Source organism: Pseudarthrobacter sp. CC4, assembly GCF_048957775.1.
Taxonomy (GTDB): domain Bacteria; phylum Actinomycetota; class Actinomycetes; order Actinomycetales; family Micrococcaceae; genus Arthrobacter.
In genome coordinates, this window is the sequence record NZ_JARCCZ010000004.1 from 36,825 (window position 1) to 62,759 (window position 25,935).

General features: G+C 66.6%; 29 protein-coding genes. 18 read left to right on the top strand and 11 right to left on the bottom strand.

Features of this window, described 5'->3' with window-relative positions; translation table 11 throughout:
- The first annotated feature begins 19 nt into the window (after nucleotides 1-19).
- Both PV768_RS04555 and PV768_RS04560 read left to right on the top strand, forming a co-directional pair.
- Nucleotides 20-367 (top strand): hypothetical protein, encoded by a 348-nt coding sequence (locus PV768_RS04555; protein ID WP_157241469.1) that lies wholly within the window; start codon nucleotides 20-22, stop codon nucleotides 365-367.
- A gap of 165 nt (nucleotides 368-532) precedes the next feature.
- The gene (locus PV768_RS04560) at nucleotides 533-1,762 is read left to right on the top strand and encodes an acyltransferase family protein (RefSeq protein ID WP_421092386.1); all 1,230 of its coding nucleotides are present in this window, start codon (nucleotides 533-535) and stop codon (nucleotides 1,760-1,762) included.
- Here PV768_RS04560 and PV768_RS04565 read toward each other — a convergent pair.
- The 5 genes from PV768_RS04565 to PV768_RS04585 form a co-directional block, all read right to left on the bottom strand.
- Nucleotides 1,759-2,532, bottom strand: a complete 774-nt coding sequence (locus tag PV768_RS04565) for a GAF domain-containing protein (RefSeq protein ID WP_157241471.1) — start codon at nucleotides 2,530-2,532, stop codon at nucleotides 1,759-1,761. The two genes, PV768_RS04560 and PV768_RS04565, sit on opposite strands and share 4 nt — an antisense overlap.
- A 184-nt stretch (nucleotides 2,533-2,716) precedes the next feature.
- Nucleotides 2,717-2,911, bottom strand: coding sequence for a hypothetical protein (locus PV768_RS04570; RefSeq protein WP_157241472.1), 195 nt, complete (start codon nucleotides 2,909-2,911; stop codon nucleotides 2,717-2,719).
- A 293-nt stretch (nucleotides 2,912-3,204) separates the two neighbouring features.
- A complete protein-coding gene (locus PV768_RS04575; RefSeq protein WP_421092387.1) occupies nucleotides 3,205-3,948 on the bottom strand; it encodes an ANTAR domain-containing protein in 744 nt (247 codons plus the stop codon).
- 124 nt (nucleotides 3,949-4,072) lie between these two features.
- Entirely contained in the window at nucleotides 4,073-4,816 is a 744-nt protein-coding gene (locus PV768_RS04580) for an SDR family oxidoreductase (RefSeq protein ID WP_421092388.1), read from the bottom strand.
- 94 nt (nucleotides 4,817-4,910) lie between these two features.
- A complete protein-coding gene (locus PV768_RS04585) occupies nucleotides 4,911-5,465 on the bottom strand; it encodes a hypothetical protein (RefSeq protein WP_157241474.1) in 555 nt (184 codons plus the stop codon).
- A 431-nt stretch (nucleotides 5,466-5,896) separates the two neighbouring features.
- On the opposite strand from PV768_RS04585, the gene PV768_RS04590 reads away from it, so the two are divergent.
- The 8 genes from PV768_RS04590 (at nucleotide 5,897) to PV768_RS04625 (ending at nucleotide 12,520) form a co-directional block, all read left to right on the top strand.
- Nucleotides 5,897-6,100, top strand: a complete 204-nt coding sequence (locus PV768_RS04590) for a helix-turn-helix transcriptional regulator (RefSeq protein WP_157241475.1) — start codon at nucleotides 5,897-5,899, stop codon at nucleotides 6,098-6,100.
- Nucleotides 6,093-7,283 carry a type II toxin-antitoxin system HipA family toxin gene (locus tag PV768_RS04595; RefSeq protein ID WP_421092389.1) on the top strand — a complete coding sequence of 397 codons (1,191 nt, stop codon included), beginning with the start codon at nucleotides 6,093-6,095 and terminating at the stop codon, nucleotides 7,281-7,283. The genes PV768_RS04590 and PV768_RS04595 overlap by 8 nt, the downstream gene beginning before the upstream one ends.
- 79 nt (nucleotides 7,284-7,362) lie before the next feature.
- Nucleotides 7,363-7,842 (top strand): DUF2975 domain-containing protein, encoded by a 480-nt coding sequence (locus tag PV768_RS04600; protein WP_421092390.1) that lies wholly within the window; start codon nucleotides 7,363-7,365, stop codon nucleotides 7,840-7,842.
- Nucleotides 7,842-8,048 (top strand): helix-turn-helix domain-containing protein, encoded by a 207-nt coding sequence (locus PV768_RS04605; protein ID WP_104998778.1) that lies wholly within the window; start codon nucleotides 7,842-7,844, stop codon nucleotides 8,046-8,048. Before PV768_RS04600 ends, PV768_RS04605 begins: the two co-directional genes overlap by 1 nt.
- 104 nt (nucleotides 8,049-8,152) lie before the next feature.
- Nucleotides 8,153-8,989 (top strand): alpha/beta fold hydrolase, encoded by an 837-nt coding sequence (locus tag PV768_RS04610; protein ID WP_421092391.1) that lies wholly within the window; start codon nucleotides 8,153-8,155, stop codon nucleotides 8,987-8,989.
- Complete coding sequence (locus tag PV768_RS04615; protein ID WP_421092392.1) at nucleotides 8,986-10,746, top strand: EAL domain-containing protein; 1,761 nt, start codon at nucleotides 8,986-8,988, stop codon at nucleotides 10,744-10,746. The genes PV768_RS04610 and PV768_RS04615 overlap by 4 nt, the downstream gene beginning before the upstream one ends.
- 57 nt (nucleotides 10,747-10,803) lie before the next feature.
- Nucleotides 10,804-11,730: an ABC transporter ATP-binding protein gene (locus PV768_RS04620; protein WP_421092393.1), complete on the top strand. Its 927-nt coding sequence runs from the start codon at nucleotides 10,804-10,806 to the stop codon at nucleotides 11,728-11,730.
- Complete coding sequence (locus PV768_RS04625) at nucleotides 11,720-12,520, top strand: ABC transporter permease subunit (protein WP_421092394.1); 801 nt, start codon at nucleotides 11,720-11,722, stop codon at nucleotides 12,518-12,520. Before PV768_RS04620 ends, PV768_RS04625 begins: the two co-directional genes overlap by 11 nt.
- A gap of 145 nt (nucleotides 12,521-12,665) precedes the next feature.
- On the opposite strand, the gene PV768_RS04630 is transcribed toward PV768_RS04625, so the two are convergent.
- Both PV768_RS04630 and PV768_RS04635 read right to left on the bottom strand, forming a co-directional pair.
- On the bottom strand, nucleotides 12,666-12,998 hold the full coding sequence (locus tag PV768_RS04630; RefSeq protein WP_157241482.1) for a hypothetical protein: 333 nt from the start codon (nucleotides 12,996-12,998) through the stop codon (nucleotides 12,666-12,668).
- A gap of 125 nt (nucleotides 12,999-13,123) precedes the next feature.
- Entirely contained in the window at nucleotides 13,124-13,585 is a 462-nt protein-coding gene (locus PV768_RS04635; protein WP_421092395.1) for a response regulator transcription factor, read from the bottom strand.
- A 108-nt stretch (nucleotides 13,586-13,693) separates the two neighbouring features.
- Between PV768_RS04635 and PV768_RS04640 the strand changes: the two genes are divergently transcribed.
- The 4 genes from PV768_RS04640 to PV768_RS04655 are packed head-to-tail and all read left to right on the top strand — an operon-like array spanning nucleotide 13,694 to nucleotide 15,981.
- Nucleotides 13,694-14,044, top strand: a complete 351-nt coding sequence (locus tag PV768_RS04640; RefSeq protein WP_421092396.1) for a PadR family transcriptional regulator — start codon at nucleotides 13,694-13,696, stop codon at nucleotides 14,042-14,044.
- A gap of 2 nt (nucleotides 14,045-14,046) precedes the next feature.
- Nucleotides 14,047-14,412, top strand: a complete 366-nt coding sequence (locus tag PV768_RS04645; RefSeq protein ID WP_421092397.1) for a DUF1048 domain-containing protein — start codon at nucleotides 14,047-14,049, stop codon at nucleotides 14,410-14,412.
- Between the two features lie 25 nt (nucleotides 14,413-14,437).
- Nucleotides 14,438-15,220 (top strand): ABC transporter ATP-binding protein, encoded by a 783-nt coding sequence (locus PV768_RS04650; protein WP_421092398.1) that lies wholly within the window; start codon nucleotides 14,438-14,440, stop codon nucleotides 15,218-15,220.
- Nucleotides 15,217-15,981 (top strand): ABC transporter permease, encoded by a 765-nt coding sequence (locus tag PV768_RS04655; protein WP_421092399.1) that lies wholly within the window; start codon nucleotides 15,217-15,219, stop codon nucleotides 15,979-15,981. The genes PV768_RS04650 and PV768_RS04655 overlap by 4 nt, the downstream gene beginning before the upstream one ends.
- A 92-nt stretch (nucleotides 15,982-16,073) precedes the next feature.
- Here PV768_RS04655 and PV768_RS04660 read toward each other — a convergent pair whose 3' ends face one another.
- The 4 genes from PV768_RS04660 to PV768_RS04675 form a co-directional block, all read right to left on the bottom strand.
- A complete protein-coding gene (locus PV768_RS04660; RefSeq protein WP_157242990.1) occupies nucleotides 16,074-17,453 on the bottom strand; it encodes a TrkH family potassium uptake protein in 1,380 nt (459 codons plus the stop codon).
- Between the two features lie 89 nt (nucleotides 17,454-17,542).
- Nucleotides 17,543-19,525 carry an amino acid transporter gene (locus PV768_RS04665; protein WP_157241487.1) on the bottom strand — a complete coding sequence of 661 codons (1,983 nt, stop codon included), beginning with the start codon at nucleotides 19,523-19,525 and terminating at the stop codon, nucleotides 17,543-17,545.
- Between the two features lie 198 nt (nucleotides 19,526-19,723).
- On the bottom strand, nucleotides 19,724-20,395 hold the full coding sequence (locus PV768_RS04670; RefSeq protein ID WP_157241488.1) for a response regulator: 672 nt from the start codon (nucleotides 20,393-20,395) through the stop codon (nucleotides 19,724-19,726).
- Nucleotides 20,380-22,923 carry a DUF4118 domain-containing protein gene (locus tag PV768_RS04675; protein ID WP_421092400.1) on the bottom strand — a complete coding sequence of 848 codons (2,544 nt, stop codon included), beginning with the start codon at nucleotides 22,921-22,923 and terminating at the stop codon, nucleotides 20,380-20,382. Before PV768_RS04675 ends, PV768_RS04670 begins: the two co-directional genes overlap by 16 nt.
- Before the next feature lie 88 nt (nucleotides 22,924-23,011).
- On the opposite strand from PV768_RS04675, the gene PV768_RS04680 reads away from it, so the two are divergent.
- From PV768_RS04680 to PV768_RS04695, 4 genes are all read left to right on the top strand, one after another.
- The gene (locus PV768_RS04680; RefSeq protein ID WP_421092401.1) at nucleotides 23,012-24,337 is read left to right on the top strand and encodes a protein kinase domain-containing protein; all 1,326 of its coding nucleotides are present in this window, start codon (nucleotides 23,012-23,014) and stop codon (nucleotides 24,335-24,337) included.
- The gene (locus tag PV768_RS04685; RefSeq protein ID WP_421092402.1) at nucleotides 24,334-24,771 is read left to right on the top strand and encodes a hypothetical protein; all 438 of its coding nucleotides are present in this window, start codon (nucleotides 24,334-24,336) and stop codon (nucleotides 24,769-24,771) included. Before PV768_RS04680 ends, PV768_RS04685 begins: the two co-directional genes overlap by 4 nt.
- Before the next feature lie 67 nt (nucleotides 24,772-24,838).
- Nucleotides 24,839-25,165 carry an ArsR/SmtB family transcription factor gene (locus PV768_RS04690; protein WP_421092403.1) on the top strand — a complete coding sequence of 109 codons (327 nt, stop codon included), beginning with the start codon at nucleotides 24,839-24,841 and terminating at the stop codon, nucleotides 25,163-25,165.
- On the top strand, nucleotides 25,162-25,905 hold the full coding sequence (locus PV768_RS04695; protein ID WP_323056909.1) for a cation diffusion facilitator family transporter: 744 nt from the start codon (nucleotides 25,162-25,164) through the stop codon (nucleotides 25,903-25,905). Before PV768_RS04690 ends, PV768_RS04695 begins: the two co-directional genes overlap by 4 nt.
- Nucleotides 25,906-25,935: the final 30 nt, after the last annotated feature.

The following is a 25,935-nucleotide window of genomic DNA, read 5'->3' on the forward strand; positions in this document are numbered from 1 at the left end:
GACATTGAGAGGGTCTGTCATGAAATCCACGAAAGCACTGGGCGCGGCCGGAGCCGCTGCGGCTGCATCAGCACTGCTGCTGCTTGCTGCCGCCGGGCCGGCAGCAGCTGACCACACCCACGTCAAAGTCGTTGGCAGCGGAGGCTGCGTGGTGATGGCTGAGGGTGCGGGGGAGGAAGCGGTGGACCTTCCCGCTGCCGTCTTCGAGCACAACGTCCACGCCGCCGACCTGCCACAAACGGACGGCCGGACCCACCCCCTCCACGTGCTGGTGCACCAGGGCGTTCCCGGAGAAAACAACACGCTCTACGTCCTCGGAAGCGACGCCGAGAAGGCAGCCTGTGGCGGGGTCTACGTCAACCGGTAACCGACTGACAGCGGTCCAAAAACTGAAGGCGTACGACGGCGGCGCGCACCGCCGTCGTACGCCTTCTGCGTGGCTGCGTGCAGCCTGCGTCCAGCCTGCACCCAGCGCAGTTATGGAAACGTTATATATGCTGGGTGAGTGGTTTTTAGGTCAAGCAGCGGAAATTTGTCAGCCCCCGAACGTAACGCAGTACCAGGAACAAGCCTCATCGCCGGGCGGAAGCATGCCCTGGACGGGCTCCGGACTGTTGCCGTGGCGGGGGTGTTTTTCTTCCACGCGGCAACCGCCCTGGTGCCGGGCGGCTCCATTGGCGTGGACGTCTTCTTCACGCTCAGCGGCTTTGTGATCACCCTCCTGATCATGAAGGAGCACCTGGCCACCGGCCGGCTGCGGCTGGGCATCTTCTACGCCAAGCGGCTGGCCAGGCTGTGGCCGGCGCTGCTGGCGCTGTGCGGGGTGATCGTCGCCGTGGGCCTGGCCTTCCCGGCGTCGAAGTGGGCCGGCCAGGAAGGGTTTGTCCTCCCGGCCGCCGCGTACGTGATGAACCTGGCCCGCTTCGGGATGTTCGGCGACTCCGTGGCGGGGGAAACCCTTGGCCCCACCTGGACCCTGGCCGTCGAGGAGCAGTTCTACCTGGTGTGGCCGCTCCTGCTGCTGGTGCTGCTGCGGTTCTGGAAGGTCCGCACGGTCACCTGGATCACCGCCGGCCTGGCCGCGGCGTTCCTGCTGGAACGGTTCGTCCTGGTGCTGCTCGGGGCGCCGCTGAACCGCCTCTACAACGGGCCGGACACCCGGGCCGACGAGCTGCTGATCGGATGCACCCTGGCGCTCGTGTTCACGGCAGTCACCCCCGGTTCCCGGTTCCACGCAGCCCTCCGGACGGCGGCGCGCCGGGCCGGACCGGCCGCCGGGCTCATCCTCCTGGCCGCCGTGTTCCTGCTGAAGGAGCCGGACACCCCCGGCCCCTGGTTCAGCGCCTTCTGGACCGTTGGGCCCGCCGTGCTTTCCCTGCTGGCGGCCGCCCTGATCGGATCACTGGTCCTGCAGCCCGCCGGCTTCGCCGCCCGAGTCCTCAGCCACCCCTGGCTTGCCGGGCCGGGCCGAGATCTGTCCTACGCCTTCTACCTCTGGCACCTGCCCGTCTACCTGTTGCTGATGCCGCTCGTTCCCTCGCTGTGGCTCCGCGTGCCGCTGGCCGCGGCGTTGACCATCCTGCTGGCCTATGCGTCCCACCGCCTGGTGGAGACGCCCGTCCGCCGCTGGGCAAACAGAAGGCTGGAGCCCGCCGTCGTCCGTTCCACTCCCGAAGCGGCGTCATCTCCGGAAGCGGCGCGAACGTCTGCACCCGCACCTGGCCGCGGGCCCGAATTGGTGTCCGCTCGCCGGGAATCCTAGCGGGCGGCGTCAGTGCGGGCGTTGATGTTGTTCTGGACGATGGTGGCCAAGGTGCGGAGCACCTGCTGGTCCGAGGCGCTGAACGCCCGGGGGCGGTGGTCAATGACGCACAGCGTTCCGATGTTCCAGCCGCGTGGCCCGTGCAGGGGGTAACCGGCGTAGAAGCGGATGAAGGGTTCCCCGACGACTAGCGGATTGGTGGCGAACCGGTCATCGGTGAGGGTGTCGTTGATGATGAGCATCGTGTTCAGCCGCACCGTATGCGTGCAGAGCGCGATCTCCCGGGGCGTCTCCTGGCGAAGGGGGCCGACCACGGACTTGAGGAACTGGGAATTTTCGGCGATCAGGGACAGTGATGCAGCACCGACGCCAAAATAGTCCCTGGCGGTTTCCACCACCTGGTCAAAGATGTCCACTGTGCCTGTGTGGAGCAGGTCGGTCTCCCGAAGCGACTGCAGCCGTTCCTCCTCCGCCCGTTCAGGCGTCAGGAGGAACCTGCCCGCGGCTCCCAGGCCGGCCAGCGCATCCTCGCCGGCACGTCCCCTCCGGTGCTGGCGTCCCTCGCCCTGCGGCTGCGCAGGCATGGGCTCCGTGCCGGCACTGTAACCGCGTTCAAATTCGGGCAAGGCCAGTGCGCCGTGAAGGTAGGCATGCAGCTCAAAATCGGAAAAGCGCGGCCCGCCAAAGTAGGTCGGCCAGATGTCCGCCGGGTCCAGCCCGGCAACAACCATGGCTGCAAGCTCAAGCCGCCGCTCTGACTCGTCGCTCATGATGTCCGCCCGGGCAAGGCATAGGGTGCATCCAGCCCATACGCATGTGCTGATTTACCGGCCATGCTAATCAGTCTACTTACTAATTTCGCCTGCCCCTAACCCGGCGGAGGGTTATTACGTTTGCGGCCGCAGCAGAGAGCGGTTCGCGCCAAGCCGGGACCTGGCAGCGGCACCTGGGAGGTCAGGCCGCGGGCTCAGCCGCCTGCGTCAGCCGCACGGCCTGGTACTGCTCGCTGCAGACCGCCGCTTCGTGGTGCTCAGCACACTGGACCTCGGCAACCAGCGAGCCGCCGACGTCGTCCTTCTTATAGTGCGTCACGTGCTTGGTGCTCCTGCCGCACGTGACGCAAAGGGCCTGGTGCTGTTTAGTCCACATGCATGAATAATACGGTCGGGCCTGTTTCGCGCAAGTAAAAGTTCCGAAACGTGCGGAAATCCGCAGCGGGAGCGCGCGGACTTTAAATTTGGTGTTTACTTCCCGGGCGCAGGTTATTAAAGTCAGGTCTTGTCATAGTCCAGATGGGCGCCGGGGGGCGTCTGGGAGGGGGTAGCGCATCACCACTGACCGTAACTCGAAGACAATTGACCACTACGTTGAAAGCCCCTCCTAGGAGGGGCTTTCCCCTTGCCCGGCCGGCCCGGCCGCTCCGTCTCGCCGGGGGCCCTGCCTCAGGATTCGAACCTGGCCGCCGGAGCGCCGCTGGGCAGCGCTTTGAGGATGTTCTCGGCCACACTGCGGACCTTGAGGTTCCGCTGGCGGGACGCGCTGGCCAGCTTGATGAAGGCTTCGGGGTACGTACAGCGGTTCTGCGCCATGATCACCCCGCACGCCACGTCGATGGAGGTGCGGCTTTCCAGCACAGCCTTGAGGTTGTCCCCGGCGGACCGGACGCTGCGCACCTCAAGGGCCAGCCGCATGCTGTGCGTCGCCACCCCGGCAAACCATTTGGCCTCGGCGAGCAGGCCCTCGAACCCGGGGCCGGTGCGCGCCAGGAACACCAGGGCGCAGGACGTGCCGCCGTTCAACCCCAGCGGAATGGCCACCGCGCCGCCATACCCGGCAGCTGCCAGCCGCCGCTGGTACGTCCGCCACCGCACTGACGTGTCGCCGTCGACCGTCACCGCACCGGCAGTGCTCAGTGCCTGCATCAGGGGCCCGTCCCCGTACCGGTCCTCCGATGCCGCCAGTTCGGATGCCGTGAGGCTGCTGCCGGCAGTGAGCGGGGCAGAGCCTCCGCGCGCCAGGACCGCGGCGCAGTCCGGCCCTGGCCCGTCCGGGCCGATGACCGCCTTCGCAGCGGCCTCGGTCAGCCGCTGCAGGGAGTCCAGTTCTGTTTCGGTCCCGGTGATCAGGTCCAGCAGGAACCCGGGCCGGTCCTGGCGCCTGCCGTCAGTCGCCGGATGTGCTGCCACGCTTTTGCCCCCGTCCACGTACGGCCCGCGCCTTGCCGATGCGCGGGCTTTCCCTGAACTTAATGGAGCGGCGCGGAAAGGGCACGAGTAGCAGGTACTCTACTTTTCCTGCCCGGCGCGGGGACTACTTGCTTGCTTCCAGCCACTGCTGGAACGTTTGGCGTCCGACGGCGGCGCCCGGCGCCGGGATCAGCGCGCCGCTGCGCATGGCTTTGCCCATGCGGCCTGGCAGCACTGCCTCAAGGACCTTCTTGCGTTCACCGGTCTTCGCGAGATAGGTGCGGACCAGGTCTGCGAGCTCTTCGGTCCGCGGCCCGCCGAGGTCATTGATCCGTCCCTGCGGTCCCGCTTCCGCCGCGTCCATCAGGGCCTCGGCCACCTCGCGGGCAGCGACGGGCTGGGTGACCATTTTTGGAACGGCCACCAGCGGGCCCACCGTCCCGATCTTCACCGTCAGCGGGACGAACTCGTGGAACTGGGTGGAGCGCAGCAGGGTCCACGGGACGCCGCCGTGGCGGACCTCGTCCTCCTGCACCAGCTTTCCCGCGTACAGGCCGGACGTGGCGCCGTCGATCCCCACGATGGAGAGTGCCACGTGGTGCCGCACGCCCGCTTCCTGTTCCGCGGCCAGCAGGTTCTGGGTGGCGTTGGTGTAGAAGTCCACGGCCTGCTTGGTGGAGATGGTCTGGATCCCGGAGACATCTATCACGGTATCCAGGCCGGCGAGGGCCTGGGCCAGGCCGCGCCCGTTCACCAGGTCCACACCCTCGGCACGGCTCAGGCTGACAACGTGGTGGCCGCGCTCCTTCGCTACGGCTACCACGTGGCGTCCGACGGTACCGGTTCCTCCTGCGACGGCGATCCTCATGGGCAAATCCTACGTATCCCGGCCGATGCCAGTCCATGACGAAGGCCCGCCGGTGCAGGAGGGGCGGGCCTTCATTGTTCAAATCCCTGCTTGGTTAGCAGGTGAGGGGCACGTCACCGGTCAGCCGGGTACCGGTGGCCTCGCAGGTGAAGATGACTGTTCCTACGGGCTGTTCAATGACCAACTTAACGGAGGTCACGGACAGAACGGGGTTGACGCCCGTCCAGTTGGAGTTGGCGCAGCCAGCTTCAGCGGCAGTGACTGTTCTTGGCGCGGAAAGGACCGCGGGGTCGGTGTGGAGGGTGAGATTTCCGTTCTTGATGGCGTCCTTGGGGACCAATTTAGGCGCCGTCACAGGGCCCACCAGGACCTTGTTCTGCCCGGGCGCGACGTTGCCGCCCTGGTTCTGGCACTGGTAGACGGCGGAACCGGAAACGGTCACCGTAGCGAGCAGATCCTCGCCCCCCAGGCCCGCGAGCACTGTGTGGCAGGTGACTGAAGCTGATGACCCGGTGTAGGTCACGGTACAGACCGGTTCGCCGTTCTTTTTGAAATGCGGGCTGGCGGCCTGCGCTGCAGACAACCCCGTTGTGAAAACGAGCAGCAGGGCCGCGAACAGCATGAGTAATGGGCGGAGATGGGATTTCATGATTTGCCTCTAAAGAGCACTGTCAGTCCATTCGGAGGATGGACACAATATTCCCTTGGCCGCAGCCAACGTTTCCGTTGGCTCGGCGCAGATGGCCGATCCGTTGCCCCAGCTGCGTGGGCCGAAACGGGGCGCGCAGCCCAGTTACGCACGCCCTCACCATGCACAGCCGCAGCAGCCTGATCGCGCGCAGGCCTGCAGTTGCAAGCCCTAGACTACACCTGCAGGGGCCCTCCGTCATGCCTTAGCGGGACCAGCGCGCAGGGCCGGAACGTGCCTTTTAATCGGAAGGATATTTCCGGTTTTGGCCCATCGGTGACTTTGCGGGGGAGACTGCTTTCCTTTCTGCAATATCTTGCGGTTTTCCTTGTTCTGGTGGATTGTGGCAGGAGCAAGCGTGTTAATCGGCAATATCCTGCGGAAAGGGAACGATGGAAGACGTGGCGGCCATTGGGGAGATGATCCGGCGCGCGCGGAAGGAGTCCGGAATTACCCAGGCCACGCTGGCGGACCTTGCGGGTACCTCCGCCCGCACCATCCATGCCATTGAAACAGGCACGGGCAACCCGTCCCTGGTTACGGTGGCCGCCGCCGCCAACGCGGTGGGGCTCCACCTCCGGGCTACCGATGAGTGAGGACCTGCGGCGCCTCAAATTCGTCCGCGGGGCGGATGTGTACAAGGCAGGCATCCTGGCAGGGCACCTGACCCGCACGGAACGCGGCAGCGTGACCTTCTCCTATGCTGAGCACTACCTCCGTGCCGGTGCGCGGCCCGTGGCAACCACCCTGCCCGTCACTGCCGAACCCGTGGAATCGCCCAGCGGCGCACTGCCCGCCTTCTTCTCCGGCCTCCTGCCGGAAGGCCACCGGCTCACCGTGCTCAAGGACGCCGTTAAGACGAGCCTGGGCGATGAGCTGAGCCTGCTCCTCGCCGTCGGCGCGGATGTGCCCGGCGATGTGCAGGTTGTCCCGGCAGGCGAACCCCTGGTGGAGCAGCAGCCGCTGGCGGATACATCCCGGCCGGAGGACCTGGACTTCGCGTACCTGGCGGACGCGGTGGACCCGCACGGACTCCCCGGCGTGCAGCACAAAGCCAGTGCCTCAATGATGACCACGCCGCTGGCCCTCGCCAACCGGCGCTACCTCCTCAAACTGGACCCTCCCCAGTACCCGCACCTTGTGGTGAACGAGGCTGCCCACCTCGCCGGGGCCAAAGCCCTCAAGATACCGGTGGCCAAACACAGCGTGGTCACCGACAGGAAAGGCAGGCCGGGACTCCTTGTGGAGCGGTTCGACCGCGTCCACGCTGACGGGCCGGTCCGGCTGGCGCTCGAGGACGGGGCGCAGGTGCTGAACCTTCCGCCGGCGTCGAAATACGCGGTCAGCTCCGAGCGCCTGGTCCTGGCGCTGGCCGGACTGTGCAAGGCCAAGGCCGTGGCCGCCAGGAACCTCTACCTGCAGTTCGCCTTCGCCTGGCTGACCGGCAACGGGGACCTCCACGCCAAAAACGCCGCCATCCTTGCGGGCCGGAACGGCGGCTGGGCCGTTTCCCCGATGTACGACATCCCGTGCACACTGCTCTACGGCGACGACACCATGGCGCTGCCCATCGCCGGCAAGGTCAAGGGACTCAAAGCCAGGCACTGGCAGGAGTTCGCAGCCGCCATCGCGCTGCCCCCGCGGGCAGCGGCTGCCGCCAATGCCCTTGCCCTCAGAGCAGCCGAGGGCATCGACCTGGACGCCCTGCCCTTTACGGGATCACCGCTCAACGGCGCCCGGAGGGAGCTCCGGTTCCGCAGGGCCCAACTGGTTCCCTGATCCGGCCCGGGAACCCACCCTCCGCGAGGCCCGGCCCCTATCGATTGACTTTCGATAGGTAGTGGTCGAAACTCGATACATGAAAATCACCCGCCTGGCCGTCACTGCTCTTAGGATCGTGCTCGTTGCCGCGTTCCTCCTCTTGGTCCTGTTCCAGGTCATGTCCATTCCCGGCCAGTTCGCCCATATGGCGCAGGAGAACCCTGAACGGGCGTACCTGCAGTGGCCGCTGACCATGTTCTTCATCCTGGAGGTGGCCTGCGTCCAAGTGGTGATCGTGAGCACCTGGAAGCTGCTGACGCTTGTCAGGCAGGACAGGATCTTCAGCCGCGGCGCCCTGGTGTGGGTGAACGCGATCGTGTGGGCCATCACGGCCGGCTGGGCCATGCTCGCCGCGCTCGCCGCCGTGGTGGTCCTCAACGCCGACGATCCCGGACTGCCGCTCCTGCTGCTGCTGGTCCTGGTGGCCGGCGCCGCCCTTGGCCTTGTGGTGGTGGTGCTCCGCGCTCTGCTCCGGCAGGCTGCGGACCTCCGCGCGGACATGGAAGCCGTCATCTGATGCCCATCGTGGTGCGCATCGACGTCGAACTGGCCAAACGGAAGATGAGCGTGGGGGAGTTTGCCGAACGTGTCGGCCTCACGCCCGCCAATGTGGCGGTCCTGAAAAACGGCCGTGCCAAGGCGGTCCGCTTCAGCACGCTGGAAGCGATGTGCCGGGTCCTCGAGTGCCAGCCCGGCGACCTCCTGGAGTTCGTGGAGGACTAGCGCCGCACCGTAATGCCGGCCGCCGGAAACCTAGGATTCCGGGACGTCCCGCCGATAGTATCTGATGCAGGAATAAGGTCAGCCTCCTTACGTTTGGTGAAGAAATGGTCGAAGCGGCACCCGCAACGGTTTCGCCGGTTATCCGCCGGAACAACGTCACCCTCTCCGGCCGCCCTGATGGGCCGGTGATGCTGTTCGCGCATGGTTTCGGCTGCGACCAGGACATGTGGCGCAGGCTCCTGCCGCATTTCGCCGATGACTACCGGCTGGTCCTGTTTGACCACGTCGGCGCCGGGCGCTCGGACGCCTCTGCCTACGACCGCGCCAAATACGGATCCCTGGACGGCTATGCGACTGACCTGCTGGAAATCTGCGCGGCCCTTGACCTGAGGGACGTCACCGTCGTCGGCCACAGCGTCAGCGCCATGATTTCCGTGATTGCGGCGGTCCAGGAGCCCGGCCGCTTCTCGCACCTGGTCCTGGTGGCGCCGTCGCCCCGCTACACCAACGACCCGTCCAGCGGCTACGTGGGCGGGTTCTCGCGGGAGGACATCGAGAGCCTGCTGGACTCCCTGGACAGCAACTACTTTGCCTGGGCCGCAGCCCTCGCGCCGATGGTGATGGGCAACCCGGACGAACCCGAACTGGCCGAGGATCTCCGCGGCAGCTTCTGCCGGACCAACCCCTCCATCGCGCGGCACTTCGCCAGGGTCACCTTCCTCTCCGACACCCGGAACGAACTCGGCAAAGTACGCACCAGCAGCCTGATCCTGCAGTGCTCCGACGATCTGCTCGCGCCGCCCGAAGTGGGAACGTACTTGAACCGGCAGTTGGGACGCAGTTCGCTGGTGCAACTCGAGGCCACCGGACATTGCCCGCACGTCAGCGCACCGGAGGCAACAGCGGCGGCCGTACGGCAGTACCTTGCCGCCGGCCCGTGACAGGCGCCCAGGCCGGCGGGCCGGCGGACTTCGAGTCACTGTTCCACAAGGCGCCGTGCGGCTACCTGGTAACGGACGACGCCGGGAACATCACCGCGGTCAACGACACCTTTGCGAACTGGTCGGGTTATGCCCCGGCGGAACTCCTGGGAAACAGGCTGCAGTCCCTGATGCCCGTCGGCGACCAGATGCTGTACTCCACGCACTGCATCCCGCAGTTGGGTATTGCCGGCGCCATTTCGGAAATAGCCATCGAGATTATTGCCGCTGACGGACAGCGCCGAGCGGCGCTGCTCTCGGCCTCGAGATCTCCCGGCTCCCCGCAGCAGGCCGCGAGTGTCCGCGTCATCATCTTCAGCGCCCACGAACGCCGGATGTACGAAAAAGAACTGGTGTCCGCCCTTCGGGAGGCCGAGGAATCCGAAGCCCGGCGGGTGCAGGCCGAAACCGAACTGCAGCACCTTGCAGCCCACGATGCCTTGACCGGCCTCCCCAACAGGGCGGGGCTGAGAGCCAGGCTCAGTCCGATCCTGGCGCATCGCCCTAACGGCACTGGCACCCTGGCCGCCCTCTTCATTGACCTTGACCATTTCAAGGCGGTCAATGACAGCCTGGGCCATGCCGCCGGGGACGAACTCCTGAAGTCCGTGGCGCAGCGGCTGGTGCCGGCGGCCGGGGAGGCCCGCACCGTGGCCCGGCTTTCCGGGGACGAGTTTCTCGTGGTGGACGTGTTTGGGGCCGCCGAGGAAGCAACAGCGCTCGCGGCCAGGCTCCTGGACGTCCTCAGCGCCCCGATCCTGCTCGAGGGCCTGGAGATCGTGACCTCCGCAAGCATCGGAGTGGCCGTATCCGGGGACGAACCGGAAACCCTGGACGACCTTGTCCGCCGCGCAGACATCGCGATGTTCCGGGCAAAGGCGCTCGGCCGCAACCGCTGGGAGATTCACCGGCACGCGGAATCCGACCCCACCGTGGACCGGCTCCGGTCCCTCGGCGAGCTGCGCCGGGGGATCAGCGACGGCGACCTGCGGGTGCATTACCAGCCCCGCGTGGACCTGCGCACCGGCCTCGCCAGCGGGGTGGAAGCCCTGGTCAGGTGGCAGCACCCGACCCGCGGGCTGCTGCCGCCGTCGGAATTCATCACCATGGCCGAGGAATCAGGCCTGGTGCGGCCCCTGGGCGCGTGGGTCCTGGATGAAACCCTCAGGCAGGCAGCCAGTTGGCGCCGCGAGGGCCGCCGTGCCGCGGAGCTCGAGGTTGCGGTCAACCTGTCAGCCCGGCAGCTGAATGACCCCGGGCTGGTGCCGATGGTGGAAGAGGCCCTCCGGCTTCGGCGGATGGACCCCGCGGTGCTGCTCCTGGAGATCACCGAAACAGCCTTGATGGCGGATCCCGGCGCTGCCCTCGAGTCCCTGACCGCCCTCAAGAACCTGGGCGTGGGCCTTGCTGTCGACGACTTCGGGACGGGATACTCCAGCCTGACTTACCTGAAGAAATTCCCGATTGACGAGTTGAAGATCGACCGTTCCTTCATCGGCGGACTGGACTCGGACAAGGGGGACGCCGCAATCGTGGGCAGCTGCATCGAGCTGGCACACGCGGTGGGCCTGCGGGCCGTTGCCGAAGGCGTGGAAACGTCCGGCCAGCTGCGAACCCTCAAGGAGATGGGCTGCGATCTTGCCCAGGGTTACCACTTCACCCGTCCGCTTCCGGCCCCCCTCCTCAAGGAATGGCTGGAGGCGCACTGCAGCAGTTAGCCCGTTCCAAGGTCGAAAGACTCTGTGGGCCGGGGAGCCCCGGCCGGAAACTGGGGTATGGGCGCTGATGCGGTGGTGCAGCTGGTGGACCTCCGAAAGAGCTTCGGGAAGACCACCGCACTGGACGGCGTGAGCTTCACTATTGGCGAGGGCGAAGTCTTCGGCTACCTCGGGCCCAACGGGGCGGGCAAGACGACGACGATCCGCGTCCTGATGGGCATGCTGCGCCCGACTGCGGGGCGTGCGGAAATCCTGGGTCGGGACTCGTGGCGGCAGTCCGTGGAGGTGCGGCAGCTGGTGGGTTACGTCCCCGGCGAACCGGCACTCTATGACCGGCTCACCGGCCGCGACCACATTGCCTTCTGCTCCCATCTCCGCCGCCACGATGCCTCGGCACGGGCCATAGAGCTGGCCGCCGGGATGGACCTTGACCTGGACCGCCCGGCAAAGACGCTCTCACGGGGGAACCGGCAAAAGCTGGCGGTGGTTCTGGCCATGATGTCCAGCCCACGGCTGCTGGTGCTCGACGAACCCACCAGCGGCATGGACCCCCTGGTACAGCAGGTTTTCCATTCGTTTCTCCGCGAGCACACCGCGGCCGGCGGTTCCGTGCTGCTTTCCTCCCACGTGCTCGGGGAAGTGGAACGGGTTGCGGACCGGATCGGAGTGGTGCGCGAAGGGCGCCTCGTTGCCGTGGAGCGCCTGCAGGAGCTCGCTGCCCGGTCTTTGCACCGGGTCCGCGCCAGTTTCGCCGAAGACATAGCCCACTCGGACTACGAAGACCTGCCCGGCCTTCGCGACCTCGTGGTGAACAAACGGACCATGACCTGCAATGCGCCCCAGGCCTCCCTCGACGCTTTGCTGAAAAGGGTCAGCGCGCACCGGGTAGTGGACTTCGAGTGCGCGGAAGCGCCACTGGAGGATACCTTCCTCACCTATTACGGGCCGCAGCACGCCGGAACAGAAGGTCCCGATGCTCACTAACGTTCTGGCCAAGGCACTCCGGGACCAGGGCCGGGCGCTCCTCGGCTGGTGCATTTCGGTTGCGCTGCTTATTGCCATGTACGTGGCGTTCTGGCCCACAGTGCGGGACCAGCCCTCCATGAGCGACCTCTTGGACCAGATGCCCGAGGCGTTCAGGGCCCTGTTCGCTTCCTCCGGCGCGGACATGTCCACCCCCACGGGCTACGTCCAGGTGGAACTGCTTGCCTTTATGGGACCGGCCGCGGTTTTGATGTACGCCGTCGGCTCGGGTGCCGGGGCAATCGCCGGCGAGGAAGACCGCCACACCCTGGACCTGCTGCTTTCCAACCCGGTCAGCAGGAGCCGTGTGGTCCTGGACAAATTCCTGGCCATGACCGCAGGGACCTTCCTGATCGCTGCCGTCATGGGTGTGGCCCTGGTGGCGGAGGGGAACCTCGTGGACCTCGACCTGCCAGCCGGCAAGGTGGCCGCCGCCATGCTGCACCTGGCCCTCCTGGGCGTGGTCTTTGGAACGTTGGCCCTGATGCTGTCCGCCTCCACGGGGCGGACCGGAATCAGCAAGGGTGTGCCCGCGCTGGTGGCCGTGGTCGCCTACGTTGTCAACGGCCTGGCGCCCCTGGTGGACTGGCTGGCAGACATCCAGGAGTTTTCGCCCTTCTACCAGTACATCGGCCACGATCCCTTGCGGAACGGACTCGACGGCGGAAGCGTGGCAGTTTCTGCCGCGACCGCCGTCGTGCTCCTTGCAATGGCTGTGCTGGGATTCCGGCGGCGCGACGTCGATGCCTGATGGGCTTGCGGCAGGCCCGGAGCGCAGCTACCCGTCCATTCGGATACAACTGCGCTCACAGGCCGTGGAAACCACGAAGAAAAAATGTTGCGGCTGGCTCCCTGGCCCGACGATTGGGCGCTTCGGGTGCCGTTGCCTTGGGTGCCTAGGCGGCGATGAGGGCCGGCGAATAAGCGCGGCGCCCGGCGTCTGCGCGCGGTGCAAGGACGCTGATGGTGCAGGGTGCCTGCTCCGGATCGATCCTGGCCGGCAGGTGGTGTGTTGCAGAGGACGTATGGAGCATTTCCAGCGCTTCCGGGTCCACCCGGGCGTGGGAAATGTCCAGTTCGAGGTCGAGGCCATTCCGCAGGGAATTGGCGCGTTTAACTACTACATAAAGGGCGTTGACGCTGTGGACGGTGACGTGCCCCTTGGCAATCACGAGGGCCCTGGCGTGGTCGAGATCTACACGGACAACAATGTTCAGCTTGGAATTCAAGTTGTAAAGCCTTCCCCGGCATTGGCTGCGACGCTGCAGCTTCTTGCTATGGCCTGTTTCTTAAGCCTCAATCAGAGTAGGGGCTGAATGTGACGGACGCAACATCAGGCCAATTATTACAACGGTTAGGGTTTCCCCGTTGCCGGAAGCTTCGTGCGGCCCTGAAGCCCCGCCAGGCCCAGGGCCGCTTCCTTCAAGGCCCGTGGAAGGAAAGGCTTGGTGATGTAGGCGGCGGCTCCTGACGCCATTCCGGAAAGGACGTCCTCTTCCTCAGACCTGGCGGTGAGGAACAGCAGCGGAGTCTGGGTCACTTCCCGCAGTGCCCGGGCAACCTCATGACCGTCCATGTCCGGCAGGCCGAGGTCAAGGGTGATCAGGGACAGGGAGGAGCCGGCGGCTGTGCACGCGGCAATTCCCTCGGCCCCGGATTCTGCGGTCAGCACCTTGAATCCTGCACGGCCCAGCACGACAGTAATCAATCCACGGATGTCCGGGTCATCTTCTATGACCAGGCAAACGCCTTGTTCTTCCACTTGGCCCCCCGGCTCTTGCACCTGCCAAAAGTCTAAGGCTGGCACGCAGGTCACGGCCAAAAAGAAGGGATATTTCTTTCCTGCCACCGCCCTTGCCGGGCTGCTATTCAGTGTTACTATGTACCGGTAGTCAGTACTACTAGGTAGCTGGAGGGCGGCCACATGGGCAAGCAGATGACCGAGATGCTCAAGGGAACACTCGAGGGCATCATCCTGGCCATCCTGGCCGTGCAGCCGGCCTATGGCTACGACATCACGGCGCGGCTGCGGGAGCAGGGCTTCGCCGATATTGCCGAGGGGACTGTCTACGCCCTGCTGGTCAGGATCGAGCAGCGCGGCCTGGTGGACGTGGCAAAAGTCCCGTCCGAGAAGGGGCCGCCGCGCAAGGTCTATTCGCTGAACGCGCAGGGCAGGGAGTACCTCGAAGAGTTCTGGAGGTCCTGGAGCTTCCTCGAAAAGCGGATCGGACAACTTCACCGTCACGTCAATAACCCCCAGGAACAAGGAGAGTAACCATGGCCCCAGGATGGATCGAGCGGGTTACAGGCCCTTTCGAGGACAAAAAGCGCTGGCGCCGGTACAAGGCCCGCAAGGAAGAACTCCCCAAGAGCTACCGGACGGCGATCGATGGACTTGAACGCTACTTCATGTATGCCGGGTCAATCGTCAAGGGTGATGTCCTCATGCAGATGCTTGAGGACCTCGCAGACCTGATTGAGCGGGCGGCCGTTGACGGCACGCCCATCCGCGACATCGTGGGGGAGGACCCCGTGGAGTTCGCCGACACCTTTATCCAGAACTACGCGGACGGGCAATGGATCAACAAGGAACGCAAGCGCCTGGCTGACTCCATTGACGAAGCATCCGGGGACGGCGCGTAACCGCGCCGCTAAGGAAGGAACGGAAATGACCGCAGACCAGGCCGTGCAACCCGCCATCCGGGTGCACGGCATCGAGAAGTCGTTCAAGGACCTGCACGTGCTGCGGGGCGTCGACTTCGACGTGAAGGCGGGAAGTATCTTCGCGCTGCTCGGCTCGAACGGAGCCGGAAAGACCACCCTCGTGCGGATCCTGTCAACGCTGCTGAAGGCCGACGCAGGCACTGCCACCGTGCACGGTTTCGACGTCGCCACGCACCCCGGCGACGTGCGCGGGGCGATCAGCCTGACAGGCCAGTTCGCCGCCGTCGACGAAGTGCTTACCGGCCGGGAGAACCTGGTGCTGGTGGCCAGGTTGCGCCACCTGAAGGACCCCGGAGCTATCGCCGACGACCTGCTGGCCCGGTTCTCGCTCACCGAAGCCGGAAACCGGAAAGCATCAACATACTCCGGTGGCATGCGCCGCCGGCTGGACATTGCCATGAGCCTGATCGGCAACCCGCCGGTCATCTTCCTCGACGAACCGACCACCGGGCTGGACCCGCAGGCGCGCCTCGAGGTCTGGCAGACCGTCAAGAGGCTGGCAGGCCAGGGCACCACAGTCCTGCTCACCACGCAGCACCTCGAGGAAGCCGAACAACTCGCCGACCGCATTGCGATCCTGCACGAGGGGACCATCATCCAGAACGGAACCCTCGCCGAACTCAAGCAACTCCTCCCGCCCGCCCGGGTGGAATACATCGAGAAGCAGCCCTCCCTGGAGGATGTCTTCCTCACCCTGGTCGGCGGGGCACGAAAGGACCTCCGATGACAACCCACGTCCTCGGCGACACCGGCGTCCTCACCGGCCGCTCGCTGCGCCACATCCTGCGCAGCCCGGACACCATCATGACCACCGCGGTCACCCCGATCGCGCTGATGCTGCTGTTCGTGTACGTGTTCGGCGGCGCCATCAACACCGGATCCGACGAGTCCTACGTCAACTACATGCTCCCCGGCATCCTCCTCATCACCATCGCATCCGGCGTCGCGTACACTGCCTACCGGCTGTTCCTCGACTTGCAGGGCGGCATCTTCGAGCGCTTCCAGTCGATGCCGATCGCGAGGCCGAGCGTCCTCTGGGCCCACGTGCTCACCTCCCTGGTGGCGAACCTGGCCTCCGTGGCGATCGTCATCGGCGTCGCGCTCATCATGGGTTTCCGCACCGGGGCCTCCCCGGCCGCCTGGCTCGCCGTCGCCGGCATCCTGGTCCTTTTCACCCTCGCACTGACCTGGATCGCCGTGATCGCCGGCCTTTCCGCGAGGACCGTGGACGGGGCGAGCGCGTTCAGCTACCCGCTGATCTTCCTTCCGTTCATCAGCTCGGCGTTCGTGCCTACCGGATCCATGCCCGGCCCGGTCGCGTGGTTCGCAGAGAACCAGCCCGTGACCTCCGTCGTGGATACCCTCCGGGCCCTGCTGGCCCAGGAACCCGTGGGCAGTGAAGCCTGGACCGCCGTCGCCTGGCTGGCAGGCCTCCTCGCCCTGGCCTACGGCTTCGCCATCGCAGCCTACCGGCGCCGGATCCGCTGAGCAGGGTTCCCTGAAGCAGGGTTCCCTGAAGCAGGGTTCCCTGCGGACGGGCCCGTCGCGGCGGAACGCCTTTGTACCGGCCCTGGCGGATGTCAGCCGATGATGGGCCGTTCCTCCGGCAGCCGGAAGAGGCGCGGGCGGGCCGCCAGGGCGAGTGCTGACGCCACCGCCACCGTTCCGATGCGGCCGGTGAACATGAGCGCCATAAGCACCCATTTCGCTGCCGGGGGGAGGTCGTACGTGATGCCGGTGCTCATGCCCACCGTGGCGAATGCGGAGATGGATTCGAAAAGGACCTTTTCCAGGCTGTAGTCCGTGAACATCAGCAGGAGCATGGTTCCAATGACGACGGCGGCGATCCCCAGCAGTGCGACGGACAGGGCCTGCCGCTGGGAGGACGAGCTGATGGAGCGGTGGGCGATGGTCACCTGGTCGCGGCCGCGGACCTCATTCCAGATGGCGAAGCCCAGCACCAGGAACGTCGTGATCTTGATACCACCGGCGGTGCCGGCGCTGCCGCCGCCGATGAACATCAGGATGTTGGTGACCATCAGCGTTTCGGGGGCAGCGGCACCGTAGTCAATGCTGTTGAAGCCGGCGGTGCGGGGAAAGACGCTGCCGGCGAAGGAGCCCAGGATTTTGCCCGTCAGGGAAAGCGGGCCCAGGGTTTGGTGCCTGTTCCACTCGAAGGCCGCGAACAGTGCGAAGCCGGCCACCAGGAGCAGCAGCGTTCCGTAGACGGTCAGGCGCAGGTGGACGGTCCAGTTCTTCGGCGCCACCTCAGCGCGGGTGAGCTGGATGAGCACCGGGAAACCGAGCCCGCCGGCAATCACGGCGAGGCAGATCGGAACGATGATCCACGGGTCTTCGGCGAAGCCGATCAGGTTGTCGCTGAAGAGGGAAAAGCCCGCGTTGTTGAACGCTGAGATGGCATGGAACAGCCCGTGCCACAGGGCGGTGGCAGGGTTCTGGTCGTAAGCGATCCAGAACCGGGCGGTCAGGATCAAGGCTGTTGCTGCCTCGAAGCCGAGCATGATCTTGGCCACCCGGAGCAGCACTGCCCGGACGTCCCCCAGGTTCAGGGTGTGGGTCTCGGACTGGGCCACAAGCTGGCCGCGAAGGCCGATGCTCTTGCGGACCAGCAGCGCCAGCAGCGTTGCCAGGGTCATGATTCCGAACCCGCCCACCTGGATGAGGCCCAGGATGATTCCCTGCCCGAACGGTGTCCAGTAGGTGGCGGTGTCTACGGTGATCAGACCCGTGACGCAGACGGCGGAGACGGAGGTGAACAGCGCATCGATGAACTCCGCGGAGCCCCCGTCCTGCCGGGCTGCCGGGATCATCAGCAGGGCGCCGCCCGTGATGATGACCAGCAGGAAGGCCACCGGGACGGCCCTGACGGGGTGGGTCAGCAGGCGGCGGACAAAGTTGTCCTTTTTGCTTTCCTTCCCGCTTTTGGCGTCCCGGAGCATCTTCTGGATTGCGGCGACATTGGCCGGTTCCGTGCCGGGGTTCCCGGCATTCGGCGAATCCGACGGCGGCGGGCCGCTCCTGCGCAGGCTCATCCCACGTGGATGCCCGGGCGGCGGTCCGGGTCGGGTTCGTTTTCGCGGATGATTTCCCGGACCACCGGGGCAGTGTCGCCGCGGCCCAGGAGAAGGTAGCGCATCAGGTGGGCCAGCGGGTTACCTTCGGACCACTCGAAGTAGGCGTGCGGTTTGACACCCGTGCCGTCCCGCAGCGCAAGGAGGATCGCGGCGATGGCGTTGGGTGCCGCCGGGCTGTTGGCGCGCAGGATCCTGTGGCCGTCCACTTCCACGCCCCGGACTTCCAGGGTCTCGCTGAACTCGGAGGGGTCGGTGATGTCGATTTCCAGGAAGATGACATCCGCGGTGCCGGGCACGGGGTTGTTTTCCCGCTGCACCGCTTCCTTGTCCCTGTACTCGGCGCCGTCCCGGTCCTGCGGACGGTTGGCGATCAGGTTGATCCGGCCGTCGTACTCCAGCGTGTCCCTGATGAAGCGGCGTGCGCCGTCGTCGAACTCTATTTTGTCCACGCGCAGCTCAGTGGTGCGGCTGACGCGGGAGACGAGGGAGATGGCAATGATGCCAAGGATGAAGAACGCGGAGATGGTGATGCCGTCCGGTTTTTCGATCACGTTGGCGGCCAGCGCGTAGAGCATCACCAGCGTGAGCACGGTGAAGCCGATGGACGCCGCGCGCTGCTTCCGGCGGATGGCGGAAATGGTGACGGCGATGGCGCCGGAAACCATCATGGCCAGGACGCCTGTGGCGTAGGCACCGGCCTGGGCGTTGACGTCGGCGTTGAAGCCGATGGTGATCAGGACGCTGATGGCCGTGTAGACCAGCACCACCGGGCGGACGGCGCGGGACCAGTCCGGGGCCATGCCGTAGGAGGGCAGGTAGCGCGGCACGATGTTGATCAGGCCGGCCATCGCCGAGGCGCCGGCGAACCAGAGGATGAGGATGCTGCTGATGTCATAGACGGAGCCGAAGCCGTTGCCGAGCTTTTCGTGGGCAAGGTATGCCAGGGCGCGGCCGTTCGCTTCGCCGCCGTCCTGGAACTGTTCAGCAGGGATCAGGACCGTGGTGACGAAGCTGCTGCCGATCAGGTACACGCTCATGATGACCGCGGCTGCGGTCAGGAGTTTGCGGGTGTTCTTGATCTTGGCGGCGAGCTTCTCCTCGGCAGTGGCGCCTTCGGAGGCCACCAGGGGCATCATGCTGACGCCGGTCTCGAAGCCTGACAGCCCCAGCACCAGCAGGGGGAAAGCCATCAGGGCCGGGCCGACGACCCCGCCCAAGCCTCCGCCGGAGGACGTGAGGGCGGAGGTCCAGCCGTTCAGGGCGCCGGGGGTAGTGAAGATCTCCATGACTCCTGCCCCGATGATCACCGCATTCATCAGCAGGAAGACCGCTACCAGCGGGATGGCCACGGCCACGGCTTCGGAGAAGCCCATCAGGAACACCCCGCCCAGGATCAGGAGCAGGACCACGGTGATCGTGACGGCCTGGCCTTCCAGGAAGTGCGGCAGGAACGGGTTCTCGAGCAGGTGCACGGAGGCGTCGGCGGCTGACAGGGTGATGGTGACGATCCAGGACGTGGCCACGAAGCCGAGCAGGATCAGCACGAAGACCTTGCCTCGCCAGAACGGCAGGAGCCGTTCGAGCATGGCCACGGACCCCTGCCCGTGGGGGCTTTCCTTGGCCACCCGCCGGTACATGGGCAGCATTCCGAGCAGCGTCAGGGCCACGATCAGCAGGGTGGCGAGCGGGGACAGCGCACCGGCGGCCAGGGCCGCGATGCCCGGAAGATAGGACAGGGTTGAGAAGTAGTCCACCCCGGTGAGGCACATGACCTTCCACCAGCTCTGCTGCGGGGCATGGGCTTCGGCGGCTTCCGGGCCGACGGGCTGGTGCACCCGGTGTTCAAGCAGCCACCGGGTGAAGGCGCTGCCGGGCACTATTTCACGTTCAGGGTTGGGAACGGTGGCGGGAAGGGAGAACTGGGCGGGAGCCGTCAAGGGACGTGTCTTTCTTTTCTGCCGGATGAGGACACACCGGCCCCCGTTTCCAGGCGCGGCACTGTGCTGTAACCACCGGAGCCTAGCACCGGGCAGTTCCTGTCCAACGGGCGTTTCCGGGGATCTTAATGCTTTCTTAACGCCTCTGCCGCAGCAGCGCAGGGTGTAGCGGCGCAGGGATTCACCGGGTCCGGAGGGTCACTCCTGGAAGCGGTACCCCAGGCCGGTTTCAGTGAGTAGGTGCCGGGGGTTGGCCGGGTCCAGTTCAAGCTTCCGCCGCAGCTGTGCCAGGTAGACCCGCAGGTAGGCGGTCTCGTCCGCGTAACCCGGGCCCCACACCCGGGTAAGGATGTCCTCGTGGGTGACCAGGGCGCCGCTGTTCCTGACCAGCAGTTCCAGGATGTTCCACTCGGTGGGCGTCAGCCGCACAGGCACTCCGCGGCGGGTCACCTGTTTGGCGGGCAGATTAACAGTGAACACATCCGTCTTCACAACCGGGGCGTCCCCCGGGGCCCCGCGGCGCAGGGCGGCGCGGAGCCGGGCAAGGAGTTCATCCATCCCGAACGGCTTGGTTACGTAGTCATCCGCGCCGGCGTCCAGGGCCAGGATCTTGTCCTCGGAGCCGTGCCGTGCCGAGAGGACCAGGATGGGCACTTTGTTCCAACGCCTGAGGCGGCGGATGACCTCGACGCCGTCCAGGTCGGGAAGCCCCAGGTCCAGGATGATGATGTCCACCGGGTGCTGCGCAGCCTGCTCCAGCGCGCTCTGGCCGGTGAACGCGGTCACGGTGGAATAGCCCCTGGCGTTCAGGTTGATCTGGAGCGCACGGAGGATCTGGACCTCGTCGTCAACAATCAGGACTGTTGCCATGATGCCCCCCTTATGCCGGGTTCCGGCGCGGCGCCGGTGGAGAGCGGCAGCCGGACCACCATGGTCAGGCCCCCGCCAGGAGTGGGTTCAGCCAGTAGGACCCCGCCCATGGCCTCGGTGAACCCCTTTGCGACAGCCAGGCCAAGGCCGATCCCCGTCCCCGGAGTGGTGTCATCCGCGCGCTGGAAGGGCCGGAACATGGCCAGGACCTCATCGGCGGGGATGCCCGAGCCGTGATCAACCACGGTGAGCTCACTGGCGGGAACATCCCCAATTCTCGCACTGCCCGCACCTCCCACCGCGCCGGCAATCACCACATCGGAATCCGGGGCGTACTTGAGTGCGTTCTCCACGAGGTTGGCGATGACGCGCTCCAGCATCCCCGGGTCCGCATCTACGGGGGGCATGTTGTCCGGCAGCAGCACCCGGAGGCGCTCCGAGTCCGTTCCCCGCAGTGCCTCGCCCACCACATCCACCCAGTAGACCGGGCGGATGAGGGGCGCCACCGAATCGGCCGTGATCCTGGACATGTCCAGGAGGTTGCTGACCAGCCGGTCCAGCCTGTCCGCGCCGTACTCGATGGTGGCCAGGAGTTCTTCCTGTTCCTCGGGCCCGAAGGTGATGCTCTTGTCCCGCAGGCTGCTGGAGGCCAGCTTGATGCCGGCCAGGGGGGTGCGCAGGTCATGGGACACCGCCCGCAGGATGGAGGTCCGCATGGTGTTGCCCTCGGCCAGGCGCAGGTTTTCACGCTGGCTGGCAGAGAGTTCCTCGCGCTGCACCATGGCCAGCAGGTGTGCGCCGAAGGCGGCCAGCAGCCGCCTTTCGTCCTGCGAGAGTTCCCTTCCCGTCAGGGTGAGCATCCTGTCCCCGTTCAGCTGCTCCACCGTGTCCGCCTCCGATACTTCAGCGGGGCGGGGTTCGCCGGAGAATTCCCGGAGCTCCCAGACCGCGGACCTGCCGGTCCCGCGCCTGGCCCACAGCCCGGCACACTTCACCTGGAAATGTTCCCTGACCTGGTCCAGGAAGGCGGGGATGCTGTTGCCCTCGGCGACGGCCCGGCGGCTCAGTTCGCCCAGGACGGCGGCCTCCGCGCCGGCTATGTGTGCTTCCTTGCTGAGCTTGGCCGAGCGGTCCACCACCAGCGAGACGGCCACCGCCACCAGGACAAAGATGAGCAGCGCCAGGACGTTTTCCGGATCGAGGACTGACAGGGACCCGACCGGCCGGACACTGAAGTAGTTGACGATGAGCCCTGCGAGGACGGCCGCCGCCACGGCCGGCCAAAGCCCCCCGAGCAGGGCGACGCCCACAATGCCGGTCAGGTGGACCAGCATGTCCGTTGACAGCTGGTTGTGGGGGAGGAGGTCCAGGATGAACTGCAGGGCAGGGGGAAGCCCCACCGCCAGGGCAAACGCGGGGATCTCCCGGCGCCGGCCCAGCCGGGGAGGCGTCCGCCTCTGGCCGCCGGAGGGGCCGGGAAGGTGGTTGATGAGGTGGACATCCATGGCGCCCGCATCCCTCAGCACACCGGCTGCCACCCCGCTCCGGCCCCGGAAAGGGGACCGGCGCGAGGGGGACCCCACCATGATCTGGGTGGCGTTGATGCTCCGGGCGAAGTCCACCAGGGCCTGCCCGACGTCCCGCCCGCCGATGGCGTGGAATACGCCGCCGAATTCTGCCGTGAGCCTGCGCAGCATCTCCAGGTCCTTGCCGGACTCCGCGGCTCCCTCCGTGCCGGTACGGACGTGGATTACGTGGAGCTCCGCGCCGGTGGCCGCGGCGAGCATCCTTGCGGCACGGCGGACCAGGACCTGGTCGCGGCTCTTCCCGCCCACCCCGACGGCGATCTTTTCCCGGGCCGGCCAGCTCTCCCGGACCCTCTTCAATTCCTTGTAGTCGGACAGGTCTGCGTCCACGCGCTCAGCCAGCCACAACAGTGCGAGCTCCCGCAGGGCGGCGAGCGTGCCGATGCGGAAAACGCCGGCAAGCGCGGCGTCGGCCTCTTCCCGGGTGCCGTAGATCTTTCCGTCGGCAAGCCGCTGGCGCAGCAGCTCAGGCGAGGCGTCCACCAGTTCGATCTGGCCGGCGCCCCGCACCACGGTGTCCGGGACAGTGAGTGATTCCTGCTCTCCCGTGACCTCCCGGACCGCGTCGGAGAGGGATTCCAGGTTCCTGATGTCCAGGGTGGAGATGACGTTGATCCCGGCGTCGAGCAGGGTGTCCACCTGCTCCCACCGGTGCACACCGCCCGAGGCGGCGGCGTAGTCGTCCACCAGGACAATGTCCGGCGCCCGGTCCTTAACGGCCTGGACGTCCAGCCCGCCTTCCAGGCCCTCGGTCCCCGGTTTCGGGCACAGCTCCAGGCCCTCCAGCATCTCCTCATTGTCGGCACGGCCTTTGGCAGCGACCGCACCGACGACGACGTCGAAGCCCTCCCCGGCCAGCCTGCGGCCTTCTTCCAGCAACGCAAACGTCTTGCCTGCCCCGGGCGCAGCCCCAAGAAAGATGCGCAGATTACCTCGTGCCATGGCTCTATTGTTCCCCCTGCGCGATCGTTCCCCCTGCGCACATGGTGGTTTGGCTAGAGTGATGGGTGGACTGAAGGCAGGGGGCCGCATGGTGGAAGAAACGCAGACGGGTATGGCCGGGACGATCCTGGGCGAACGCTACAGGGTTGGCCAGGTAATTGGCGACGGCGGCATGGGGAGCGTCTACCGGGGAACCGACGTGGTGCTGGGCAGGGAAGTGGCGCTTAAGGTCTTCCGTGCCGACGTCACCGATCCGGACGAACTGCGGAGGCAGCAGGCAGAAGCCCGGATGCTTGCCGGGCTGAACCACCCCGGCCTGGTGACGCTTTTCGACACCGGAACCCTGCTGAGCGGCGGGCGGGAGGTGCCGTTCCTGGTGATGGAACTGGTCAGCGGCGTGGACCTGCGCGGGCACCTGGCTTCGGGCCCGCTGCCCGGCGCTGAGGTGGCCCGGCTGGGCGCCGAGCTAGCGGGGGCGCTGCAGTACATCCACCACCGGGGCGTGGTCCATCGCGACATCAAACCCGCCAACATCCTCCTGACCCGTTACACGGCGGATTCCCCCCTGCGCCCCAAGCTGGCGGACTTCGGCATCGCACGGATGCTCGACGGCGCCCGGGTCACCGCCACCAACATGGTTCCGGGGACGGCGGCCTACTTGAGTCCGGAGCAGGCCAGCGGGGAGCAGGTTGGACCGCCGGCGGACATCTATGCGCTGGGGCTTGTGCTGCTGGAGGCGCTGACCGGGAAGGTGGCATTCCCCGGGCCGCCGCTTGAGGCCGCAGTGGCCAGGCTCTCGCGGGACCCGGATATTCCCGCTTCCCTGGGCCCGAGCTGGGTGCCGCTTCTCGCCGCCATGACTGCACGGGACCCCCGTGCACGGCCGGAGGCCTCGGCCGTGGCCGCAGAATTCGGCACGGCCGGAGACTGGGGCGGGCTGGCCGATGCAGGCGGCGGGGCAACGGCCGCCACCGCAGCCCTTCCGCAGCCCACCCGCGTCCTTGCTCCCCAACGGCCCGGAAATGCTCCCGGACCGTCCGGGAACTCCGGGCCCGCAGCGCCGGCAGGTACCCGGGGTCCCAGGCTTCCCTCCCTTTCCGGCAGCGAAGCAACCAACGCGACGTCATGGCAGCGGGCTCCCCGGGCAGGCATCGCTGAAGCCGGGGCAGGAATCCCTGAAGCGCCGGCCCGCGGGCCATCAATCGCGCGGCGTCCGTGGAAGAAGCCCGGCACAATGGGAGGCCGCCGGCCCTGGGTCCTTGCCGCCGTCGCCGTTCTTGTGCTGGTCCTCGCGGCAGTCCTGCTGGCCGCCATCCAACGTCCCTCCCCGGCCCCCGTGGAAACACCCCAGCCGGTCATCACCGGACCGCTGGGCGAGCACTTCAAGGAACTGGAAGAGAGCGTCACGCCATGAGCCGGACAAAACACGCGGTCCGGATCCTGGCCGCCTGCCTGGGGCTTGTGCTGTTGACGTCCTGCGCCGGTGCGTCGGAGGTGGATGCAGGAACGGCGGAAGGCCTGCAGGCCCGGGTGGCCTCGGCTAAGCAGTTCGCCGCGCAGCAGGACTTTCCGGCGGCGCTCGCCGAGCTTCAACAGCTGGGCCAGGACGTGGCAACCGCAGCGGAAAAGGGCCTGATGTCGGCCGAACGGAAGGCGCGCGCGGAGGCTGCGATCAGCAAGATCAGGGCTGAACTCGAGGCGGCGCAGCAGGCGGCGGAGCCGCAGCCCGCACCTTCCGCGGAACCAACGGCCGCTGAGGACCAGGAGGACGCCCAAAAGGAGGCTGAAAAGCAGCTTGAGGATGCCAAGAAGGACGCCGAGAAGGGCAAGGGCAAAGGTAACGGGTAAAGGCGGAGTAACCTCCGGCCGTTAGTACACGCTTGCCTGAATACATCTGTGGATGTACTTTGAGTCCATGGAATTGCTCATTCAGGCCCCCGTGCTGTCCAGGTTCGGTTATGCGGTGTCGGATGCCACCCGTGCGCGGATTCTCCTGGCCCTCTCGGAAGCGCCTGCTTATCCCTCGGATTTGGCGGACGCCCTGGGCGTCTCGCGGCAGAGCATGTCCAACCACCTGGCCTGCCTGCGCGGCTGTGGACTGGTGGTTGCTGTCCAGGACGGGCGGCGGAGCCGCTACGAACTCGCGGACGCCCGGCTTGGCCACGCCATCAAGGACCTGATCGGCGTTGTCCTTGCCGTGGATCCGGCCTGCTGCGCCCCGGACGGGGAGTGCGTGGCATGACGCTGATCCACACACCAACCCCGGAACGCCGTGCGGTGTTGAGCCGGAGGATCCGGCTGTTCGCGGCCGCCACCATCAGCTATAACGTCATCGAGGCCGTGGTGGCACTCTGGGCCGGCGGGACCGCGGACTCCTCGGCGCTGGTGGGCTTCGGCCTGGACTCGGTCATAGAGGTGGCATCCGCCCTGGCGCTGTCCTGGCAGTTCACCGCCAAGGATCCGGAGCGGCGCGAGCACCTGACCCTCCGGATCATTGCCATTTCCTTCTTTGCCCTGGCCGCGTTCGTGAGCGTGGACGCGGTCCGGTCACTCACGGGCGGGGGAGAAGCCCGGCACTCGGCGCCCGGAATCGCAATCGCAGCCTTGAGCCTGGCGGTCATGCCTGTCCTGTCCTGGGCGCAGCGCCGCGCCGGGCGGGAACTGGGCTCCAGGACCGCCGTGGCCGATTCCAAGCAGACGCTGCTCTGCACGTACCTTTCGGCCGTGCTGCTGGTTGGCCTGGTCCTGAACAGTGCATTGGGCTGGTGGTGGGCCGATGCCGGGGCCGCCCTGGTCATCGCCGGCATCGCCGTCCGTGAAGGCATCGACGCCTGGCGGGGTGAGGCCTGCTGCCCTGTCCTGCACGCCAATGACGGCAACGGCCCTGGTGAAGAAGACGCTGCCTGCTGCACCGGCTGCCAGGCAGACGCCCAGCCGGCGCCGGAAACCCCGGCATCCGGGCCGCCGCCGTCCGATCGCTGAGCGCCCGCCTCCACCCCGGGGAACGTCCGG

What these genes read in the sequence shown, in the direction of transcription:
- PV768_RS04590 (WP_157241475.1), top strand. Translation starts at nt 5,897, where the DNA reads ATGGAAGACGTGGCGGCCATTGGGGAGATGATCCGGCGCGCGCGGAAG.
- PV768_RS04625 (WP_421092394.1), top strand. Translation starts at nt 11,720, where the DNA reads ATGCTCACTAACGTTCTGGCCAAGGCACTCCGGGACCAGGGCCGGGCG.
- PV768_RS04585 (WP_157241474.1), bottom strand. Translation starts at nt 5,465, where the DNA reads ATGAAATCCCATCTCCGCCCATTACTCATGCTGTTCGCGGCCCTGCTG.
- PV768_RS04570 (WP_157241472.1), bottom strand. Translation starts at nt 2,911, where the DNA reads ATGTGGACTAAACAGCACCAGGCCCTTTGCGTCACGTGCGGCAGGAGC.
- PV768_RS04695 (WP_323056909.1), top strand. Translation starts at nt 25,162, where the DNA reads ATGACGCTGATCCACACACCAACCCCGGAACGCCGTGCGGTGTTGAGC.
- PV768_RS04620 (WP_421092393.1), top strand. Translation starts at nt 10,804, where the DNA reads ATGGGCGCTGATGCGGTGGTGCAGCTGGTGGACCTCCGAAAGAGCTTC.
- PV768_RS04685 (WP_421092402.1), top strand. Translation starts at nt 24,334, where the DNA reads ATGAGCCGGACAAAACACGCGGTCCGGATCCTGGCCGCCTGCCTGGGG.
- PV768_RS04650 (WP_421092398.1), top strand. Translation starts at nt 14,438, where the DNA reads ATGACCGCAGACCAGGCCGTGCAACCCGCCATCCGGGTGCACGGCATC.
- PV768_RS04555 (WP_157241469.1), top strand. Translation starts at nt 20, where the DNA reads ATGAAATCCACGAAAGCACTGGGCGCGGCCGGAGCCGCTGCGGCTGCA.
- PV768_RS04595 (WP_421092389.1), top strand. Translation starts at nt 6,093, where the DNA reads ATGAGTGAGGACCTGCGGCGCCTCAAATTCGTCCGCGGGGCGGATGTG.
- PV768_RS04680 (WP_421092401.1), top strand. Translation starts at nt 23,012, where the DNA reads ATGGTGGAAGAAACGCAGACGGGTATGGCCGGGACGATCCTGGGCGAA.
- PV768_RS04605 (WP_104998778.1), top strand. Translation starts at nt 7,842, where the DNA reads ATGCCCATCGTGGTGCGCATCGACGTCGAACTGGCCAAACGGAAGATG.
- PV768_RS04655 (WP_421092399.1), top strand. Translation starts at nt 15,217, where the DNA reads ATGACAACCCACGTCCTCGGCGACACCGGCGTCCTCACCGGCCGCTCG.
- PV768_RS04660 (WP_157242990.1), bottom strand. Translation starts at nt 17,453, where the DNA reads ATGCTCCGGGACGCCAAAAGCGGGAAGGAAAGCAAAAAGGACAACTTT.
- PV768_RS04600 (WP_421092390.1), top strand. Translation starts at nt 7,363, where the DNA reads ATGAAAATCACCCGCCTGGCCGTCACTGCTCTTAGGATCGTGCTCGTT.
- PV768_RS04670 (WP_157241488.1), bottom strand. Translation starts at nt 20,395, where the DNA reads ATGGCAACAGTCCTGATTGTTGACGACGAGGTCCAGATCCTCCGTGCG.
- PV768_RS04610 (WP_421092391.1), top strand. Translation starts at nt 8,153, where the DNA reads ATGGTCGAAGCGGCACCCGCAACGGTTTCGCCGGTTATCCGCCGGAAC.
- PV768_RS04580 (WP_421092388.1), bottom strand. Translation starts at nt 4,816, where the DNA reads ATGAGGATCGCCGTCGCAGGAGGAACCGGTACCGTCGGACGCCACGTG.
- PV768_RS04640 (WP_421092396.1), top strand. Translation starts at nt 13,694, where the DNA reads ATGGGCAAGCAGATGACCGAGATGCTCAAGGGAACACTCGAGGGCATC.
- PV768_RS04690 (WP_421092403.1), top strand. Translation starts at nt 24,839, where the DNA reads ATGGAATTGCTCATTCAGGCCCCCGTGCTGTCCAGGTTCGGTTATGCG.
- PV768_RS04645 (WP_421092397.1), top strand. Translation starts at nt 14,047, where the DNA reads ATGGCCCCAGGATGGATCGAGCGGGTTACAGGCCCTTTCGAGGACAAA.
- PV768_RS04565 (WP_157241471.1), bottom strand. Translation starts at nt 2,532, where the DNA reads ATGAGCGACGAGTCAGAGCGGCGGCTTGAGCTTGCAGCCATGGTTGTT.
- PV768_RS04675 (WP_421092400.1), bottom strand. Translation starts at nt 22,923, where the DNA reads ATGGCACGAGGTAATCTGCGCATCTTTCTTGGGGCTGCGCCCGGGGCA.